We start from the raw sequence: 18,843 nt of genomic DNA on the forward strand, positions 1-18,843 counted from the left end.
GAGCTCGACGCCGACCTCACCCCCGTGGCCTGCATCGACGACGTGTGGGTGACCTACGTCCCGACCAACTTCCCCTGTGAGTTCAACTCCTGATCCCTTCGGATCCCGAGGCACGACGGACCACGGCGGACCGGGCAAAGGACGGAACGATGAGCACACCGCCCGACCCCGGCTCCGCCGCGGTCCTGGGACAGTCCGCGGCGGTCCTGGGGCAGGAGCAACTGCGGCGCCGGGCCGAGGAACTGGCCGCCCGGGCGCCCGGCCCGCACCGCCCGCTGCGCACCGACGGCCAGTGGTGGTACCTCCCGGACCCCCGGATGCCGGAGCTGGCCCACGGCTGGAAACTCCACCTGTCCGCCCGCCCGGAGGGCTTCGCGGACCTGCTGGACACCGTCCTCCCGATCCTGCTCGGCCGTGTCTGCGACGTGAAGTTCGCGGTGAGCGCCGCGGCACTGTGGGAACTCAACAGCGGCCGGCACGGCGCGGCCGCCGTCGGCAAGGCCGTCACGGTCTACCCCCGGCCGGAGGAAGTCCGCTCCCTGGGGCTGGAGTTGGCGCAGGCATTGGCCGGCCGGGAAGGCCCCGCCGTGGTGAGCGACCGCCCCGTCCGGCCCGACGCCCCGGTGTACTACCGCTACGGGCCGTTCCGCGTCACCGACGACGAGGCGCAGGCCGGCATGGCGGGGCCGGACGGCTCGCTGTTCCCCGGACTGGCCGCGGCCCGCTACCGTCGGCCGCCGTGGGCGGACGACCCCTTCGAGGCGGCCGACGCCCCCGCCCGTCCGGCGACCACCCGGGTCGGGGCCGGCCGCTACCGGATCACCGCCGGCATCACCCGGGCGCCGAGCGGCCACGTCTACCGCGCGGTCGAACTCGCCACCGGGCGCGAGGTGGTGGTCAAGCAGGCCCGGGCCTTCGTCGCCGAGGACGGCGCGGGCACCGACGCGCGCGGCCGGCTGCGGCACGAGCGGCGGGTGCTCGACGCGCTGGCCGGGATCCCCGGCGTGCCCGCACTGGTCGACTACTTCCGGCACGGCACCGACGAGTACCTGGTCAGTGCCGCCCGCGGGCGGATCGACCTGCGCCGCGAGGTGCTCACCGCCGGCCCGTACGACGCCGACGCCGACGCCAGTGCCGATGCCGGGACAGCGGGCGGACGGGACTGGTGGACGCTGGCGCGCCGGCTGCTGCACGTGCTGGACGCGGTGCACGCCCGCGGCGTGGTGGTCTGCGACCTCAAGCCCGCCAATGTGGTGCTCGACCCGGACGGCCGGCCCGCGCTGGTCGACTTCGGCGTGAGCGCCCTGGCCGGCGACCGCCCCCCGGGCGCCACCGCCGGGTACGGCCTGCCGGGCGCCACCGGCGAGGACCCGACCGAGGACCACTACGCGCTGGGCGCCACCCTGCACCACGCCCTCACCGGCCTCGACCCGGTGGTGATCGACCAGGACCCGGCGACCAACCGCGATCGCACCCTGGCCTGCCTGCGCGCCGCCCTCCCGGAGCCCGGGCACCCGGCGGCGGTACTGGTCGAGGGCCTGCTGAGCTTCGACCCGGTACACCGCGCCGCCGCGGCGGCCCGGCTGCGGGAGGGGTCCGTGCCGGCCGGGCGCACCGGGAACGCCCGGTGGAACGCGCAGACCCGGCGGGCCGTCCTCGCCGGGGCCCTCGACCACACCGTCACCACCTGCGTCCGGATGGCCCGCGAACTGGTCGCCGCCGACCCCGGCGCGGAGCGCCCCCGGACGCTGCTCTCGCTGTACGACGGCGCGGCCGGCCTCGGCCTCGAACTGCTCCAGCACCCCGAGCGCCCGGATGCCCGGGCCGCCGCCGCCGAACTGGCCCGCTGGACGGCCGCCCACCCGGCCCTCGACCACCTCGACGGCTCGCTGTACCAGGGCCGTTCGGGCGTCGACCTGTTCCTCGCCGAGGCGGCCGCCGCGCTGGGCACCGAGCCCCCGCGGCACCGCCGGTACGAGGGGACGGGCGTGGACCAGATCGGCGGCACCGCCGGCATCGGCACCGGGCACCTGCTGCTCGCCGCCCTCGGCCCGGCGGCCGGGGCACACCGCGCGGCGGCGGCCGACTGCGCCGCCGACCTGGCCGGCCGGTCACTGGACGACCTCGGGGAGGAGCCCAACCCCGGCACCGCGGCCCTGGCCGAGGGCTTCGCCCACGGCCGCGCGGGCCTCGCCCACTTCCTGCTCGCGATGCCCGACGAGGCGTCCCGGCATGCCGCCCGGCAGATCGTGGACGCACTCGCGGCCGACCTCCCGCGCATCGTCGCCGCCGCCCGCGCGCCCGGGGCGACCCGCCGCTACCTGTCCTGGTGCCGGGGCCTGGCCGGGCTCGGCAGCCTGCTGGTCCAGGCCGGACGGCGGGACGGCGACGACGCGCTGATCGCCCTGGCCGCCGAGGCGGCCGACACCTGCCGGACGCTCGCCCCGAGGACCGCGCAGGTGTTCCGCTGCTGCGGTCTCGCGGGCGTCGGAGACCTCTTCGTCGACCTCGCGATGGTCACCGGCGAGGCCCGGCACTGGGCGGCCGCCGAGGAACTGGCGGCCCTGATCCTCACCCGGGCCGGCGGCCGGCCCGACCGGCCGCTGCTGCCCGGCCGCCGACCGGACGCGGAGGCCCGGGCCTGGGCGGTCGGCACGCCCGGCGTCACCACCTTCCTGCGCCGCCTCGCCCGGCGCGGCGGCCCGGTGCCGGGACTGCTGCCGCTGCACTGACCGGCCCCGGGCGGACGGAGTCCCGTCCGGTCGGGCCCTGATTCCGGCCGGTCGTACGAGACCGTGGTGATGACGTTCCGTCATGTCTTCCGTGCGGCTCCGCCGAGCCCGTACGGCGCCAAGGTCCTCCTCGGCGACGGCGAGACCCGCGCGGACGTCACCCCGTCGGGCGCCCTCTCACGCCCCGGCGCCCACTGCGACCAAGGGCGCCGGCCCGGACCGGGGGCCATCGACATGGCCGTGCTGTCGAACGGCCCAGGCCTGCCCCTTCGACGGGCTGGGCGGTCGATAGGAGTCGTCTGTCCGGTTGGTGGCGCCCCCGAGGGGATCGGGGCGCGTCTCCGGGGGCCGTCGGGGTCGGGCCCCTACCCAGGTCGTAGCCATCCGGCCGGAGGGGTGCGACCTGGTGGGGAGAAGGGGTCGGACCTGAGTTCGACGATCCGCCGCCGGAATGCTGGGAGAGTTTCAACTAGCAGACAACAGATGGGAGTTGGAGACGACTTCCAGTCGAGATCGCGGAGGTTGCCATGGTGGGGACGTCGATGGACGGAGCCGGCCGCACGGGTGCGCGGCCGGCGACCGGACGGCGCCGGGTGTCGGCCGTCCGGGTGGCGGCGGTCGTGCTGGCAGGAGCGGGCCTGGTGGCCGGCGTGGCCCCGGCGGCGAACGCGCAGGACACCGGCGGCGCGACCGCCGTCGGCGCGGCGGCGGACCAGGCGCGGAGGGTCGACCGGGCGGCGCTGGACGCCGGCCTGCGGGCCGTGGTGGCGCCGGGCGGTGCCACCGCCGCGCTCGGCCGGGTGGGCGAGGCCGGCCGCACCCTCTGGAAGGGCGCGGCCGGAACCGCCGACCTCACCACCGGCGAGCCCGCCGCGGCCCGAGACCGCTTCCGGATCGGCAGCGCCACCAAGACCTTCGTGGCCACCGTCGTCCTCCAACTCGTCGCGGAGCACCGGATCGGCCTGGACGACCCGGTCGAGAAGCACCTGCCCGGCGTCGTGCGCGACGGCGCCGGCATCAGCATCCGCCAACTGCTCAACCACACCGGCGGCATCTACAACTACACCTCGGACCCGGCCTTCGCCTACGACGACGACGCCACGTTCCGGACCTGGCTCAGCACCGACCGCTGGAAGTCGCGGACGATGGCGGAACTCGTCGCCATCGCCGAAACCCACCCGGCGTACTTCCCGCCGGGTCAGGACTGGCACTACTCCAACACCGACTACATCCTGCTCGGCATGCTCATCGAGAAGACCACCGGCCGCAGTTGGCAGCAGGAGGTCGACCGTCGGATCATCCGGCCCCTCGGCCTGAGCGAGACCACCATGCCGGAGAACGACCCCGCCGTCCCCGGTCGCCACACCCGCGCCTACGTCAGTCTGCCCGGCGGCCCGGTGGACGTCACGCTGTTCAACCCGAGCATCGCCGGCCCGTCCGGCGCCGGCATCTCCACCACCGCCGACCTCGCCGCCTTCATGTCCGCCCTGCTCGGAGGACGGCTCCTCGGGCCTGCCGAACTCGCCGAGATGAAGCACACCACGGGCCTCGGGCGCGGCGCCGACTACGGCCTCGGCCTGGAACGCACACCCACCCCGTGCGGAGACTTCTGGGGCCACCGCGGCGACAGCATCGGCTACAGCAGCGTCATGCTCGCCGACGACACCGGGCGGCGCCAGGTCGTGCTCTCCCGCAACCCGTACGACCCCGCCGGACTGCCCGCCTCCGAGGCCGCCTTCACCAGCCTGGTGACCGCCGCGGCCTGCGCCGGCCGGACCGCCTAGGGTCCTGCGCCAGGAACACGCTCAAGGCGTGACGCGAATGGTCCGAGGAACTCCTCGGCGGTCCCGGCCTCGGTGGACGGGCAGGGTCCTCGTTCCACAGGACCGCACGGCCGATGGGGCGGGGGATCCGTGAGGACTGGGGTTCCGCTTGAGTGGAAACGGTATTGAGCCGACCAGGCGCGGGCTCCGGCCAAGGTGGCGGCGGCCCGTACCGCCGCCCGCCGCCCGCCGCCTAGAGTCGCCGTCGGGCGGTGCGAAGCCCGGGTCCGAGCGACCCGCGGGCGGCGCACCCACGGGGGCCCGGCACATCCCGCAACATCTGATCGCAGGCCCGTCTTCCGGTTCGACCGGCAGGCCTGCCAACGTGAGGGAGAACGCCATGTCCGACATCACCGCGTCCCGCATCGAGAGCCTCGACCTTCAGGACCTCGACCTCAGCGAGCTGACCGTCACCTCGCTGCGCGACACCGTCGCGCTGCCCGAGAACGGCGCCTCCTGGGGTTCTTGTTCCTGCCAGGCCTCGTCCTCCTGCGCGCAGCCGCAGGACATGTAAGGAACAGCCCGAACCCGTCGGCCGGGCCCTTCGAGGCCGCGGCCACGGTTCCAGGAGGGACCCGGCGCGTCCACCGGACGCGCCGGGTTCGTCCCGCGTCCACAGCGCCTGCCGCGCGTCCGCGGGACCTGTCGCGCGGACCCGGACGGGCCGGCGGCGTTGCGGCCGGAACCGACCAGTCCCACGAGACGCGCCCCAGGCCCCGTCGGAGGGAACCGCCCATGCCCGACCGCGCCGCCCGGCCCCGGGACGCCCGGGCTCCGGCCCCCGTACCGGCTCCGGCCGCGTACGCCGCGCGCCACGCCCTGGTGCGCTCCACCGTGCTCGCCCGGCCCGCCCAGTCCGCCGCCACGGCGCACACCCGGGCGCTGCTGCGCGACCTCGCCGCCGCCGAGGCCGCCGCCGAGGCCCTGCGGCCGGCCCTCTGCGACGACCTGTACGCCGGCCGGGCCGGGCACGACGAGGAGTTCCACCGCAGGGTCGTGCTGCCGCTGCGCCGCGACCTGCACAACGGGCGAACGCCGCGGGCGGCGCTGCTCGACCGGCTCGCCGACCTGCCGGGCCGGATCCCACGGCTCGCCGAGTGGCTGGAGTTGCGACGGCTGCGGGCCCGGCTGCTGGACGCGCTCGCCGAGGCCGTCCCGCCCGCCCTCGCCGCCGAACGGGCCGCCCTCGCGGACATCTGCCGGGAGCCCGCCTTCACCCGGGCCGTCGCGCTCGGCAGCGCCGACCTGCTGCGCGCGGTGGCCAATACGGCGGGCGCGACCGGGGAACCGCGCGGCCGGGCGCGCAAGGAGGAGGCGGCCGTACTGCGGCACGCCCTGCGGGCCACCGCCAAGACCAGCCCGCTGTCCTGGTTCACCGCCGTCGGCTGGTCCTCCGAGGACGCCGAAGCCGCGGCGGGCGAGCCCCGCGCCTGCGTCCGGGAGAACCGGGCGCTGGTCACCGCGCTCGTCCAGGCCCTGCTCGACGACCCCCGCCGCAGCCGCGCGCTGCCGCACCGGATGAGCAGCGCGGCCCGGGTCGCCGACGGCCGGGCCCGCTATGCCCGTGCGGAGGCACTGTTCGCGGGCGGGCGCTTCCTGGTCACCCGGGAGGAGGAGGTCGAACTCGCCGCCCGGCCCGAACTGTCCCTGCTCACCTCGCTCGCGGCCACCCCGGCCCCGCCGGACCGGCTCGCCGCCGGGCTCGCCGAGGCCCTCGGGCGGCCGGGCGACGACCCGGCCGCGCACCGCTTCGTGGACCAGCTCGTCACAGCCCGGCTGCTGGTGCCCAGCGAACCGGTCGACCCGCAGGACCGGCACCCGCTCCGCAGCCTCGCCGGGTGGCTCCGGCAGTGGCCGCAGGACGCCGAGCTGGCCCACCGGATCGAGCAACTCGAACGGCAGACCGCCGAGTTGGCCATGATCCCGGGCGCGCACCGTCCCGCACTGCTGGCCGTCCTCGCCGAGCACTGGCGGCGGCTGCTGGCCGACGCAGGCCGGCCGGTGCCGCAGGAGGCCGCGCCGCTCAGCGTCCTCAGCGAGGACGTCCACGCGCCGGCTCCGCCGCAGCCCCGGCCGGGCGCGGCCGACCGGGCGGCGCTCGCCGAACTCACCGCGTTCGCCGAGCTGTTCGACCACGCCCACCTGATGCGACGGGCGGCCCGGGACCGCTTCGTCGCCCGCTACGGCGTCGGCGGGGTGTGCGACGCCCCCTGGGACTTCGCTGCCGACCTGGCGGACTCCTGGGCGGATCCGAAACCCCCGGGCGAACTGGCCGCGCTGCGCGAGGAGTTCGCGAAGCTGCCGGAGCAGGACGGCGAACTCGTACTCCCCGCCGAGCGGATCCGCGCCCTGGCCGCCCGACTGCCCCACTGGACCGCGGTCCGCCCGCTCAGCTACTCCTGGTTCGTCCAACGCGGCTCCGCGGACGGCCTGTTGTGCGTCAACCACGTCTACGGCGGCTGGGGGCGCTTCACCAGCCGCTTCCTCGACGGCCTGGCCCCGCAGGCCGCCACCGAGGTCGCCCGGCAGCTGCGGTCCGGACTCGGCGCCGGCGCCCGCGCCGCCCAGATCCGGCCGGTCGGCGGGTTCAACGCCAACCTGCACCCGCGGCTGCTCGCCGACGAGATCGGCCCCGACCGGCAGTGGACCAGCCTCGCCGAGTCCGACCTCGACCTCGTGCACGACCCGGTCGACGACCAGCTCCGGCTGCGGCTGCGCACCACCGACGAGCTGCTCGACGTCCTCTACCTGGGCTTCCTCGCACCGGTCATGCTGCCCCAGCGGCTCGGCCCGCTGCTCAACGACCACCCCGAGGGGGTCGTCGACTTCCGGCCGCTGCTGCCGCGCACCACCCTCGCCGCGCCCGGCGGCAGCGTGCTGCGCACCCCGCGGCTGCGCCACCGGCACGTCGTCCTCGCCCGCCGCCGCTGGCTCCTGCCGGCCGGAGTGCTCGACGCCCTGCGGGCCGACCTCGCCGCCGACCCGGGCCCCGACGGGGTTCCGGCCGCGGCCGTCGCCCGCTGGCGGGCCCGGCTCGACCTGCCCGAGCAGCTCTTCCTCCACCCCGCACCGGCCGCGGCCGACCCCACGGGCACGCCCGGCGACGCCTTCGTGGCCCACCTGCGAGCCCCCAAGCCGCAGCCCGTCGACCTCGGCAACCCGCTGCACCTGCGCCACCTCGCCAAATGGCTCACCCGGCACCCGCACGGCGCGGTCCTGGAGGAGGCCCTCCCGGCCATCGCGGGGCAGCCGGAGCCGACCCGGGCCGTGGAACTCGTGGTGGAGACGTACCGGCCCGGCCGGGGCAGCCCGCCGGCGGGCGCCTTCGAATCCGTCCGCACCGCCATCGCCGAGGAGGCGCCCGATGAGTGACCCGGCCGACGGCCGAGGAGCCGTGACCGCCTGGGACGTGGTCCTGTACCACTACCGGCCCGACAAGGCCCGCGCGCTGCGCGAAGCCGTCCTGCCGCTGGCCCGGCAGGCGGCGGCCGAGGGGCTGGCCGCCCACGTCGAGCGGCACTGGCGGTTCGGACCGCACCTGCGGCTTCGGCTGTGCGGCCCGGAGGCACGGGTGGCCGGGGCGGCGCAGCGGGCCGCCGAGGCGCTGCGGGCGTGGTCGGCCGCGCACCCGTCCGTGGCCGACCGGTCGGACGAGGAACTGCTCGCCGAGGCCGCCGTCGCCGGACGCGCGGAGCTGATCGCGCCGCCGTACGCGCCGCTGGTGCCGGACAACACCGTCGTGGCGGCGCCCGTCGACCGGTCCGCCGAGGAAGCCCTGCGGGCGCTGATCGGCGCCGAATCCGCCGAGCTGCGCGAGGAGTTGCTGCGGACCGGCCTGCCCGCCCTCGACTCGGCCTGCCACTTCCTCGGCGCGCACGGCGACACCGCGCAGGCGCGGGTGCAGCTGGTCGTGACGGCGCTCGCGACCCACGCCACCGCGCACCCGGACGGGCTGGTCGGCGCGCACTACTCGGTGCTCTCGCACCTGGAGGACTTCCTGGTCCACGAGGACCCGGACGGCAGCCTGCGGGCCGCCTTCGAGCGCCGCTGGGAGCAGAGCGGCCGGGCGGTCACCGCGCTGGTCGGCCGGATCGCCGACGGCGGCGCCCGCGACTGGGAACGGGACTGGGCGCACTGGTCGGCGACCGCCTGGAGCCTGGCCGAGCGGCGGCTGTCGGCCGGCGCCGACCTCGGCGGCCGCCACGCCGAGTACCGGGAGCGCGCCGAGGCCCTCGGCGACCCGGCCACCGCCGAGCGCTGGAACGCCGAACTGCGTACCCGCTACAGCGAGTTCCACCGACTGCTGCAGCGCTCCGACCCCGACGGCAGGATGTGGCACCGTCCCGACTACCTGATCAACCGGGCCGGCACCAACGGCCTGTACCGGCTGCTCGCGATCTGCGACGTCCGCCCGATGGAGCGCTACCTGGCCGCCCACCTGCTGGTGCGCAGCGTGCCCGAGCTGACCGGGCACCGCTGGCAGGCGCTCCTCGGCGCCGCGGAGGAGCAGGGCGGCGCGGTGGCGACGGGCGCCGCGGAGCAGTCGGGCGCCGCGGTGGCGACGGGCGGCGCGGAGCGCACCGAACTGGAGGGGGCGGCATGACGGCCGAACCGGACGCCGTTCGGCCCCGCTTGCGCCCCGGAGTGGCGGTGACGCCGCTGCGCGAAGGGCTGCACCTGCGCGGGCGCGAGAGCAGCGTCACCCTGGAGGGCAGCCGGGCGCTCCCGGCGCTCTGGCAGGTGCTCGCCGCCCGGCTCGGGCCGCAGGCGGAGGCCGTCGACGCGGCCGTCGACGCGGAGGCCGTCGACGCGGCCGTCGAGCCGAGGGTGGCGGCCGCGCTGGCCACCGTCACCGCCCGGCTGCGCGAGCACGGCCTGCTCGTGGACCACCCGGACGGGGTCCGACTGCCGCCCTGGCCGGGCGCGGTGGCGGACGACCCCGGCGGTGCGGAGGCGGCCCTGGCGGCCGCCCGCCCGGTGGTGGCCGCCGCGGACCCGGACGGCCTGTCGGCCCGCGCGGTGGCGCGCGCCTTGGCCCGGGGCGGGACGGCGGCTCCGGCGGTGGTCGCCGAGCCCGGGCTGCCCGCCGGCCGGGTGGTGGCCACGGCGGCCGGTCCGGCGGGAACGGAACTGGCGGTCGCGGTGCAGTGCGGTGCGGACGGCGGCTTCGTCACCGAGCCCGCCGACCCGGCCCGGGCCCGGACGGACGCGGCGGCGCTCACCGCCCGGCTGGAACCCGCCCCCGCTGCGGACCCGCCGCCCGTGCTCCTCGCGCTGCTCGCCGCGGCCGGCGCCCAGCGGCTGCTCTGCGCCGTCGCGGGTCTGCCGGACCCGGGCGAGCCGGCCGACGATCCGCGGCTGCTCGACGGGCGCCCCACCGTCCTGATCGCCGACGCCGCTCCGCCGCACGCCGAGCACCACCCGTGGGCGGCGGGCCCCGGGGCCGTCGCCGCGCCGCCCGGGAGCCTCGCCGAGGCGCTGCGCCGGGTGAACGCCCTCGGTGACCCCCGGCTGGGTGTGCTGGACGCACCCTCCGCGGGCGACCTCCCGCAGCTGCCCGTGGCCCTGGTCTCCTGCGCCACCCCCGCCGGCCCGCTGGCGGCCGGGGCCGTGCGGACGGACCTCGCCCGGCTGGCCGCCGCCTGCCGGTCCGCCGAACTGCACCTGGCGGCGGTGGGCGGGGGAGCCGTGCCGGTGGTCGGAGTCGACCCGGACCACGCCCTCGGCCTGGCCCTGCGCCGCGCCGTGCTCGCCCGGGCGGCGCGGGGCGACGGGCCGCTCCCGGACGACCGGGCGGTGCGGGGGGAGCGGGCGGTGCCCGAGTCCGCCTGGCGGGACCACCCGCAGGCCGGGCACTGGTACGGCGTCCTGGCCCGCCGGCTCGGCCGAGCACCGGTTCTGACGGTTCGTCAGCTCTCCGGTGAGTCGGTGTACCTGGCGCAGGTGGAGGAGGGCAGGGCGGTCGAGGGCGCGCCCGCCGACGCCGCCGCCCACGCCGCACTGGCCGCCCTCACCCGGTTGATGGCCCGGGACGCCGGCCTCGCCGCCGTCCACCACACCGTCCTGTCCGGCGCCGCCGCCCCGCTCGCCGCCGCCGGCCGGACCCCGGCGGCCTGGACCGACCTGGGCTGGGCCGACCGCTGGCTCGCCGACATCGCCGACCGGGAAACGGACCTGCAGGCCGCCCTGGTCCGGATCACCGGTCTGCGCACCGCCCGCTGGCAGCCCGCCACCCCCGAGGCCCGCCCGTTCGCCGACGCCCTGGACGGCTGCGGCTTCACGGCCCTCACAGCCGAAGGAGGCCGCCCATGAGCGAGTTGCCGGTCCTGACCCCGGTCGAGGCACTGGCCGCCACGAGCGGCACCGCCGTCGTCCACCTCGCCGAATGGACCCTGGGCCTGGCCGCCCGGCTCAGCCGGCACGCCCTGGCACACCCCGTACGCCTGGTGCCGGTGCGCGAGGACGGCGCGCTGACCGTGGTCGGGCCGGTGCTCGCCCCCGGCGCACCGGCCTGCCTCGCCTGCGTCGAGTACCAGCGGCTCGCCACCGCCGGCGGCCGGGTGCCCTGGCAGAGCCCGGCCCTGGCGCTGGGCGGCACCGGCACCCCGGCCTTCGCCGAGGCCGTGTCCGCGCTCGCCGCCGAGCTGGCCAAGGGCACCGAGGCCGCGAAAGGCGCCGGCGGCCCCGAGGCCGCGGAGAGCGCCGACGGCGCCACCGTCCACATAGTGCACGGCGGCCGGGCCACCTGGTCCACCCACCGGGTCCGCCCCGTCGGCGGCTGCGAGGTCTGCCGGCCGCTGCCCGCCGACACGCCCGAGGCCGCCCGGCTGCCCGCCACCCCCCGCCCGCTGCCCGACCCGGCCGTCCTGCGCGGGCCCAACGACCGCACCGACGCCGGGCAGTTGCGGGCCGAACTGTACGACGAGCGGTTCGGCCCGGTCCGCCGGCTGTTCCGCACTGAGGACTCGGCCTTCGCCCTCACCACCGCCTGGGTGACCGACGGCCGGGCGCTCGACGACGGCGGGTACGGGCGCGCCGAGGACTTCCGCTCCAGCGAGCGGGTCGCGCTGTTCGAGGCGGTGGAACGGCACGCGGGCATGCGGCCGCTCGGGCGCCGCACCGTCCTGCGCGCCTCCTTCGCCGAACTGGCAGGCGAGTTGGGCCCGGAAGCCGTCCTCGACCCGGTCCGGCTCGGCCTGCCCGACGACGCCCACCAGGGGCACCCCAGTCCGGCCACCGCCCCGTACACCCCCGAGCTGGTCCTCGACTGGGTGCACGGCTGGTCGCTCACCCGCCGCCGCCCGGTCGCCGTCCCGGAGCGCGTCGCCTACTGGGAGGTTCCCGGCCGCGACCGCCCCCGGGTGGTCTACGAGTCCTCGAACGGCTGCGGACTCGGCAACAGTCCCCAGGAGGCCGCGCTCTACGGCCTGTTCGAGGTCGCCGAGCGCGACGCCTTCCTGATGGCCTGGTACGCCCGCACCCCGCTGCCCGGCGTCGCCGTCCCCACCGAGGACCCGCAGATCGCCGAACTCGCCGACCGGGCCGAGCTGTTCGGCTACCGCCTCACCCTGCTCGACGCCACCAACGACCTCGGCGTTCCCGCCGTGATCGCCCTCTGCCGCCACCGCGGCGACCACCCCGACGCCCCGCGCACCCTCCTGGCCGCCGGAGCCCACCACGACCCCCGGACGGCGATCCGCTCCGCCGTCGCCGAGGTGGTCACCAACGTCCAGGAGGCGCCCCACCGCTCCGCCGCCCCGGGCGGGCCGCGCGACCCGCAGCGGCTGCGGCCGATGCTGGAACGCCCGGAGCTCGTCCTCTCCCTGGACGACCACGTCGGCCTCAACACCCTGCCCGAGGCCCAGCCCCGCCTCGACTTCCTGTTCGCCGGCCCGCCACCGGTGCCCTGGACCGAGCGCTGGCCCGGCGACCCCGAACCGGTCACCGACCTCACCGACCTGCTGGAGCGGACGGTCAACCGGCTGGCGGAGGAGGACCTGGAGGTCCTCGTGGTCACCCAGGACGAGCCCGGCGTCCGCGACCGGCTCGGCCTGCACTGCGCCAAGGTCGTCGTCCCCGGCACGCTGCCGATGACCTTCGGCCACGCCAACCGCCGCACCCGGGGCCTGCCCCGCCTGCTGGAGGTCCCGTACCGCCTCGGCCGCACCACCGCGCCGCTGCGCCACGACGAACTCCCGCTCTACCCGCACCCGTTCCCTTAGGGCGTGTCTTTCGGACACGCCCCCAGCCCACCGGAGAGCACGCGATGACCACCCACGCGCTGCCGGCCACCGCCTGGCACAGCCTGCACCTCGCGCTGCCGCTGCCCGCCCGCGAGGCCGACGCCTTCCTCACCGAGGACCTCGCCCCGCTGATGGACGGGCTCGCCGGCACCGACTGGTTCTTCATCCGCTACGGCGAGGGCGGCCCCCACCTGCGCATCCGCCACCGCGGCCCGGGCCCGGCGCCCGCCTCCCTCGCCGCCGACCTCACCCGCCTCGCCACCCGGCGCACCGCGCCCGACGGCCCGTTCGCGGACGGGCACGGCACCGTGACGGAGGTCCCGTACGAGCCCGAGACCGAGCGCTACGGCGGCGCGGACCTGCTGCCGATCGCCGAAGAGGTGTTCACCCACTCCACCCGCGCCGCCGTCGGCGCCCTGCACGCCCTCGGCGCGGCCCCCGAGAAGCGGCTGCAACTCGCCCTCGACCTCGCCCACACCACCGCGTACGCGCTCGGCCACGACGAACTCGCCGCCTCCCGCTGGCTGCGCCGCCACGCCGCCGCCTGGCGCTGGGTCACCGAGTTCCGGCCGCTGCCGGGCGCCGCCGTGCACACCCGGGTCAACACCGTGTTCGCCCGCCAGCGGGAGACGCTGGCCCGCCGCGCCCGGGAGCTGCGCGCGGCACTGGACGCCGGCACGGCCACGCCCTGGCTGGGGGACTGGGCGGCGCGGGTCGCCGAGGCCGCCGCCCGGATGCGGGCCGCCGTGTCCGCTGCTCCCGCCGTGGCCGCCGCCCACCCCGCGCCCGCAGAGGCCGCCGAGGCCGAGGATCGCCTGGAGTGGATCTGGGCCTCCCAGCTGCACATGCTGTTCAACCGGCTCGGCGTCGGCCCCGACGAGGAACGGGCGGTCTGCCGCCTCGCCGCCCGCACCCTGCTGGAGACCGGACAGCCGTTCACCTTCTTCCCCGCCGACCACCACGCCCCCGACCACCAGTACCTGGAGCGCAGCAAGTTCCAGATCGGCCGCGGCGAGGACACCGCCCTGCGCGACCTGCCGCACCACCCGGCCCCGAGCCCCCGACCCGGCGACCTCCCGCTGCCCGCCGACCCGCTGCCGCCCGTCACCCTCGCCGACGCCCTGCGCACCCGCCGCTCCACCCGCGGCCCGCTGACCGGCCCGCTCACCGCCGGCGCCCTCGGCGGACTGCTCTGGTCCGCCTTCGCCCCCGACCCCGACGCCGGCCACCGCCCGTACCCCAGCGCGGGCGCCCTGCACACCGTCCGGCTGCGCCTGCTCGCCCTCGCCGTCGACGGCCTGCCCGCCGGCACCTACCACTGCCTCCCCGAACACCGCAGCCTGCGCCCGATCGGCCCGGCCCCCGCCCTCGACGACCTCAAGGCGCTCTCCTCCTACCTCTCCCGCCCGGCCGAGGACCCGGACGCCATCGGCGTCGACCGGGCCCCCGCCGTCCTCGCCGTGTACCTCGACCTCGCCCGGCTGCGCCGCCGCTACGGTCTGCGCGCCCTGCGCCTCGGCGTCCTGGAAGCCGGACACCTGGCCCAGAACCTGCTCCTGACCTCCGCCGCCTTCGGCCTCGGCACCACCCCCCTCGGCGGCCTCCAGGACGACCTCGCCCACGAACTCCTCGGCCTGGACGACCTTGGCGAGCCGATCCAGTACCTGCTCCCGCTCGGCCGGCCGGGGACTGCCGCACCCTGATCCGACGCGAATTGTCAGACACGCCGCCGGACCGAGGCGGTCCCGTGTGCCTCAGGGCCGGGCGGGGGAGGCCGCCGGGGTCTTGTCCGCCGCCCCGGCCCGGGGCGTGCCCTCGACGGCGACGCAGATGCCGAAGACCCGGTCGTGGCCGGTCCAGCCGTTGATGCGGCCCCGGTTGTTGCTGATCTGCACGCGCCGCCTGGCCGGATCGAGGGCCGACACCAGGTGCAGGTACACGGTTCCGGCGACCCGGGCGAGAACGATGTCGCCGAGCTCCAGCTTGGACGGGTCGACCGGGGCGACGGCCACCAGCTGCCGACTGCGGATCAGCGGGACCATCGACGAACCGCTCGGCCTGAACTCGACGGTGGCTCCGCCGGCGACCCTGGCCGCCACCCCATCCAATGCACCCATCCGCCGAGCGTGGCAGATCCGCCCGCGCGGGCCCAACAGGTTTTCGCTCCCCGGCCCCCCGGCCTCCCGGCCCGCCCGAAACTCCCCGGCGGATTCCCGCGGTGCGGCACGAGGAGGAGCTTGACATGTTGATGCGGGTTCCATATCCGGCATAGCCTCATGGAATGGTGCAGAGCAGGGCGAGCGACGTCGACGGCTATCTGACCGGGGTTCCCGAGGGACGCAGGGCCGTGCTGGCCGAGTTGCGTCAGCTGTGCCGGGAGGAACTGGTGGGTTTCGACGAGGTCATGGCGTACGGGATGCCCGCGTACGAGCGGGACGGTGCCGCGGAGATCGCGTTCGCCAGCCAGAAGCAGTACATCTCCTTCTACCTCATGCGCGGTGACGTCCGTGAGGCGTTCGAGGAACGGCTGGCCGGGCAGGACATGGGCAAGGGCTGCCTGCGGTTCCGCAGGCCGGAGAACGTCGACTTCGGCCTGCTGCGGGATCTGCTCAGGGCCACCGCGGCCCGGCCCGGCAGGATCTGCTGACGCCGCCGCCGGGCGCCGGGGTGCCGCCCGGGACGGGTCGGCGAGGCGGAACGATCCGGGGAGGCCGGTTCACGGTGCCGCGGGCGGGCCCGGCGACGGCTGCCGGCCGCCGAAGAAGACCTGCACCTCCCGGATCAGCCCGTCCCGGACCGTGATCGCCTCGACGTTGCGGTAGCGGTCGCCGGTGGTCAGCTCGTACTCGTAGTAGGCGAAGACGAGTTCCTCGCCGGCGGGCGTCACCCGCAGCAGCCGCTGCTCCGTGAACCGGTCGGCGGTGGGGAAGCACCGGCGGAAGAAGGCCTCCTTGTCGATGCGGTCGTCCTGGGGGCTGGTGAACGTGAAGTCCTCGGCGTACAGCGGCACGGCCGCGTCCCGGTCCTGTGACCGGTAGCAGCGGAACGCGGCCTCGACGATGCTCGCGGGGGTGCGGTTCATGCGATCTCCCTGGTTCTGCTTCAGTCGGCCAGTCCCAGCGGGTCGTCGGCCGGGTCCAGCAGTTGCGGGCCGTTGTTGCGGACACTGTTGACGGTGGTGGGGACGGCGCGGACGCGCAGGTCGCCGTCGGCGGGGCGGCGCAGCAGGTGGTGGAGCTCGGCGTGGTCGGTGTGGGCGGGGGAGAGCCAGGTGGGGAGGTCGTCGGGGGCGATGGTGAGGGGCATCCGGTCGTGGACGCGGCCGGCGGAGTCGGTGGCGTCGGTGGTGATGACGGTGGCGGTGGCCAGCCAGGCGAGCGGGTCGTCCTCGGGGCGGGTCGCGTCGCGCCAGAACTCGTAGAGGCCGGCCATCAGCATCACGTTGCCGGTGCTGAGGAAGTACGGCTGCTTGTACTTCTTGCGGTCGGCGGTGGCGGGGACCTCGCGCCATTCGAAGTAGCCGTCGGCGGGGATGACGCAGCGGCGGGCGGTGAAGGCCTTGCGGAAGGCGGGCTTGGTGTCGACGGTCTCCGAGCGGGCGTTGATCATGCGGGCGCCGCCGGACGGGTCCTTGGACCAGGACGGGACCAATCCCCAGCGCAGCGGCCGCAGTTGGCGCAGCACCTCGCCGGTGTCCCGGTCGACGCGTTCCAGGACGGCCGGGACCGGGTCGGTCGGGGCGACGTTCCAGCTCGGTGCGAAGGTCTCGGCAGGGTCCCACCGGAGCTCTCCGAGCAGTGAGACGAGGTCCTGGGGCGTGGTGGTGGAGACGAAGCGGCCGCACATGCTCCCCAGCCTCCCACGTCCCACGGACAACGGCGTTCAACGGGGCGCCCGCGCGCCCGGGGTGTGGCCGAAGGCGCGGCGGAACACGTCGATGAAGGCGCTGGCCGAGGCCCAGCCGCAGCGGTGCGCGACGGCGGTGACCGGCAGTCCCTCGGCGAGCAGGACCAGGGCGTGGTGCAGCCGCAGTTGGGTGCGCCACTGGGGGAAGGTCATGCCGAGGTCGGCGCGGAACAGCCGGGACAGGGTGCGGTCGCCGGCGCCGACGGTGCGGCCGAGTTCGGCGAGGGTGCGGCCGTCGGCCGGGTCGGCCTCCAGCAGTGCGCACAGGGCCCGCAGCACCGGTGCTGCGGGGGTGGGCAGGTGCAGCGGCTGCTGGGGGGAGGCGCGCAACTGGTCGAGCAGGACGGCGCGCAGCCGGGCGCATTCGGGGGTGTCCTGTGCGGGACCGCGGGTGTGGGCGACGATCAGTTCGCGCAGCAGCGGGCCGACGGCGAGGACGGTCGGGCGGTCGAGGCCGAGCGGGTTGTCGGCGGCGGGCAGGCCGATCAGGTGGAGTTCGAGTTCGCCGTGGGCCCGGTGGGCGTGGACGGTGCCGGCCGGGATCCACAGCGCGCGGTTGCCGGGGGCGACCCAGGAGCCGGCGTCGGTGGTGATGCTCAGCACGCCGCGGGCGGCGTAGGCGATCTGGTGGTCGTCGTGCCGGTGCGCGTCGATGGCGCCGCCTGGGGGCAGCAGCCGGGCCTCGGTCGACGCGACGGGCTCATGGCGGATTCTCGGCATCGGATGGCAGATTATCGGAAGTCCGACGGCGGGTGGAGGCCCGAGGCTGGCGGCATGCCGAAGAACTCCGACCACAGGTCGATCCTGCTGCTCTCCGTCGGGCACTCCTGTGTGGACGTCTACCAGGGTGCGGTGGCGGCCCTGGTGCCCTTCCTCGTCGCCGAACGCCACTACGGCTACGCCGCGGTGTCCGGGGTGGTGCTCGCCGCCTCGCTGCTCTCCTCGGTGGCGCAGCCGCTGTTCGGGGCGCTCACCGACCGTCGGCCGCTGCCCTGGCTGCTGCCGGTCAGCACGCTGCTGGGCGGCGCCGGCATCGCGCTCAGCGGGGTGAGCGGCTCGTACGGGCTGACACTGTTCTTCGTGGCGCTGTCCGGGGTCGGGGTGGCGGCCTACCATCCGGAGTCGGCCCGGGTGGCCCGGCTGGCGGCGCAGCGGGCGCCGGGGACGCAGGGAGCGTCCGCGGCGCCGGGCGGGCCGGGCGTCCACCGGGGGATGGCCTGGTTCTCGCTGGGCGGCAACCTGGGCTTCGCGGCCGCCCCGCTGCTGGTCGCCGCGGTGGTCGGGACGGGCGGCCTGCGGCTGACCCCGCTGCTGGCCCTGCCCGCGCTCGCGGGCGCCGCGCTCTGCCTGCCGGTGCTGCGCGAGCTGGAGCGGCGCCGGGCGGCCGGGGTGGCGCAGCCCCCGGCTCCGGCAGCCGACAACCGGGCGGCGTTCCTGAGGCTGTCGCTCGCGGTGGTCTGCCGCTCGATCGCCTTCGTCGGGCTGAGCACCTTCCTCTCCCTGTTCGCCACCCAGCGCCTCGGCGGCGGTCCGGCGGCGGGTACCGCGGCGCTGGTGGTGCTGTACGCGGGCGGTGCGGTGGGTTCGGTGCTGGGCGGCGCGCTGGCGGACCGGTGGGGGCGGGTCGCGGTGTCCCGCTGGTCGTACCTGGTGGCGGCGGTCGCGGTGGCCGGGGTGCTGCTGGTGCCGGGCCCGGCGCTGTACCTGTTCGTGGCGCTGACCTCGGCGGGGCTGTACGTGCCGTTCTCGCTGCAGGTCACCCTGGGGCAGGACTACCTGCCGTCGCGGATCGGCACGGCGAGCGGGATCACCCTCGGGCTGACGGTCAGCATCGGCGGCCTGGCGAGCCCGGTGATCGGCGCCCTCGCGGACGCGACCTCGCTGCGTACGGCGCTGCTGCCGCTGGTGCTGATGCCGGTGCTGAGCTGGGCGCTGTTCCGGACGCTGCCGGAGCCGGTGCTGCCCGAGCCGGTGCTGCCCGAGTCAGCCGGGTCCGGGCCGGCGGCGACGCGGGAGGCACCGGTCGGGCGGTGACCGCCGGGCCCACCTCCGCACAGGCGTCGAACGGCTGGACCTGCCGGCCGCGCGTTGCATCGACCCGGCGCGGGAGTGCCCGGGGGCGGAGGTGGTGGAGGAGCA

General features: G+C 76.6%; 14 protein-coding genes. 10 read left to right on the forward strand and 4 right to left on the reverse strand.

Translation table 11 applies throughout. The features are described from left to right. Nucleotides 1-149 precede the first annotated feature (149 nt). From lanL to ACFVUY_RS22655, 8 genes are all read left to right on the forward strand, one after another. Nucleotides 150-2,732 carry a class IV lanthionine synthetase LanL gene (gene lanL, locus ACFVUY_RS22620; RefSeq protein ID WP_387732466.1) on the forward strand — a complete coding sequence of 861 codons (2,583 nt, stop codon included), beginning with the start codon at nt 150-152 and terminating at the stop codon, nt 2,730-2,732. Between the two features lie 527 nt (nt 2,733-3,259). Then, on the forward strand, nt 3,260-4,516 hold the full coding sequence (locus ACFVUY_RS22625; protein ID WP_387732469.1) for a serine hydrolase domain-containing protein: 1,257 nt from the start codon (nt 3,260-3,262) through the stop codon (nt 4,514-4,516). Nucleotides 4,517-4,895: 379 nt separating this feature from the next. After that, the gene (locus tag ACFVUY_RS22630; RefSeq protein WP_387690256.1) at nt 4,896-5,069 is read left to right on the forward strand and encodes a thiazolylpeptide-type bacteriocin; all 174 of its coding nucleotides are present in this window, start codon (nt 4,896-4,898) and stop codon (nt 5,067-5,069) included. 221 nt (nt 5,070-5,290) lie between these two features. Further along, nucleotides 5,291-7,927, forward strand: a complete 2,637-nt coding sequence (locus ACFVUY_RS22635) for a lantibiotic dehydratase (protein WP_387732472.1) — start codon at nt 5,291-5,293, stop codon at nt 7,925-7,927. Next, the gene (locus tag ACFVUY_RS22640; RefSeq protein WP_387732474.1) at nt 7,920-9,158 is read left to right on the forward strand and encodes a hypothetical protein; all 1,239 of its coding nucleotides are present in this window, start codon (nt 7,920-7,922) and stop codon (nt 9,156-9,158) included. Before ACFVUY_RS22635 ends, ACFVUY_RS22640 begins: the two co-directional genes overlap by 8 nt. Next, nucleotides 9,155-10,867, forward strand: coding sequence for a hypothetical protein (locus ACFVUY_RS22645; protein ID WP_387732477.1), 1,713 nt, complete (start codon nt 9,155-9,157; stop codon nt 10,865-10,867). The genes ACFVUY_RS22640 and ACFVUY_RS22645 overlap by 4 nt, the downstream gene beginning before the upstream one ends. Next, a complete protein-coding gene (locus tag ACFVUY_RS22650; RefSeq protein WP_387732479.1) occupies nt 10,864-12,777 on the forward strand; it encodes a TOMM precursor leader peptide-binding protein in 1,914 nt (637 codons plus the stop codon). The genes ACFVUY_RS22645 and ACFVUY_RS22650 overlap by 4 nt, the downstream gene beginning before the upstream one ends. A gap of 44 nt (nt 12,778-12,821) precedes the next feature. Then, nucleotides 12,822-14,501, forward strand: a complete 1,680-nt coding sequence (locus tag ACFVUY_RS22655; protein ID WP_387732482.1) for a thiopeptide-type bacteriocin biosynthesis protein — start codon at nt 12,822-12,824, stop codon at nt 14,499-14,501. Between the two features lie 51 nt (nt 14,502-14,552). On the opposite strand, the gene ACFVUY_RS22660 is transcribed toward ACFVUY_RS22655, so the two are convergent. Further along, nucleotides 14,553-14,915 carry a S26 family signal peptidase gene (locus ACFVUY_RS22660; protein ID WP_387732484.1) on the reverse strand — a complete coding sequence of 121 codons (363 nt, stop codon included), beginning with the start codon at nt 14,913-14,915 and terminating at the stop codon, nt 14,553-14,555. Nucleotides 14,916-15,079: 164 nt separating this feature from the next. Here ACFVUY_RS22660 and ACFVUY_RS22665 point away from each other — a divergent pair, with 164 nt between their 5' ends. Beyond that, the gene (locus ACFVUY_RS22665; protein ID WP_387690272.1) at nt 15,080-15,445 is read left to right on the forward strand and encodes an iron chaperone; all 366 of its coding nucleotides are present in this window, start codon (nt 15,080-15,082) and stop codon (nt 15,443-15,445) included. Nucleotides 15,446-15,514: 69 nt separating this feature from the next. On the opposite strand, the gene ACFVUY_RS22670 is transcribed toward ACFVUY_RS22665, so the two are convergent. The 3 genes from ACFVUY_RS22670 to ACFVUY_RS22680 are packed head-to-tail and all read right to left on the reverse strand — an operon-like array spanning nt 15,515 to nt 17,424. Next, nucleotides 15,515-15,880, reverse strand: a complete 366-nt coding sequence (locus ACFVUY_RS22670; protein ID WP_387732487.1) for a nuclear transport factor 2 family protein — start codon at nt 15,878-15,880, stop codon at nt 15,515-15,517. A gap of 20 nt (nt 15,881-15,900) precedes the next feature. Continuing rightward, nucleotides 15,901-16,644: an SOS response-associated peptidase gene (locus ACFVUY_RS22675; RefSeq protein WP_387732490.1), complete on the reverse strand. Its 744-nt coding sequence runs from the start codon at nt 16,642-16,644 to the stop codon at nt 15,901-15,903. Nucleotides 16,645-16,680: 36 nt separating this feature from the next. Beyond that, nucleotides 16,681-17,424, reverse strand: a complete 744-nt coding sequence (locus ACFVUY_RS22680; RefSeq protein WP_387732493.1) for an AraC family transcriptional regulator — start codon at nt 17,422-17,424, stop codon at nt 16,681-16,683. 54 nt (nt 17,425-17,478) lie between these two features. On the opposite strand from ACFVUY_RS22680, the gene ACFVUY_RS22685 reads away from it, so the two are divergent. Then, complete coding sequence (locus tag ACFVUY_RS22685; protein WP_387732495.1) at nt 17,479-18,738, forward strand: MFS transporter; 1,260 nt, start codon at nt 17,479-17,481, stop codon at nt 18,736-18,738. Nucleotides 18,739-18,843: the final 105 nt, after the last annotated feature.

The sequence above is a fragment of the Kitasatospora sp. NPDC058063 genome, from assembly GCF_042885395.1.
Taxonomy (GTDB): domain Bacteria; phylum Actinomycetota; class Actinomycetes; order Streptomycetales; family Streptomycetaceae; genus Kitasatospora; species Kitasatospora lactacystinica.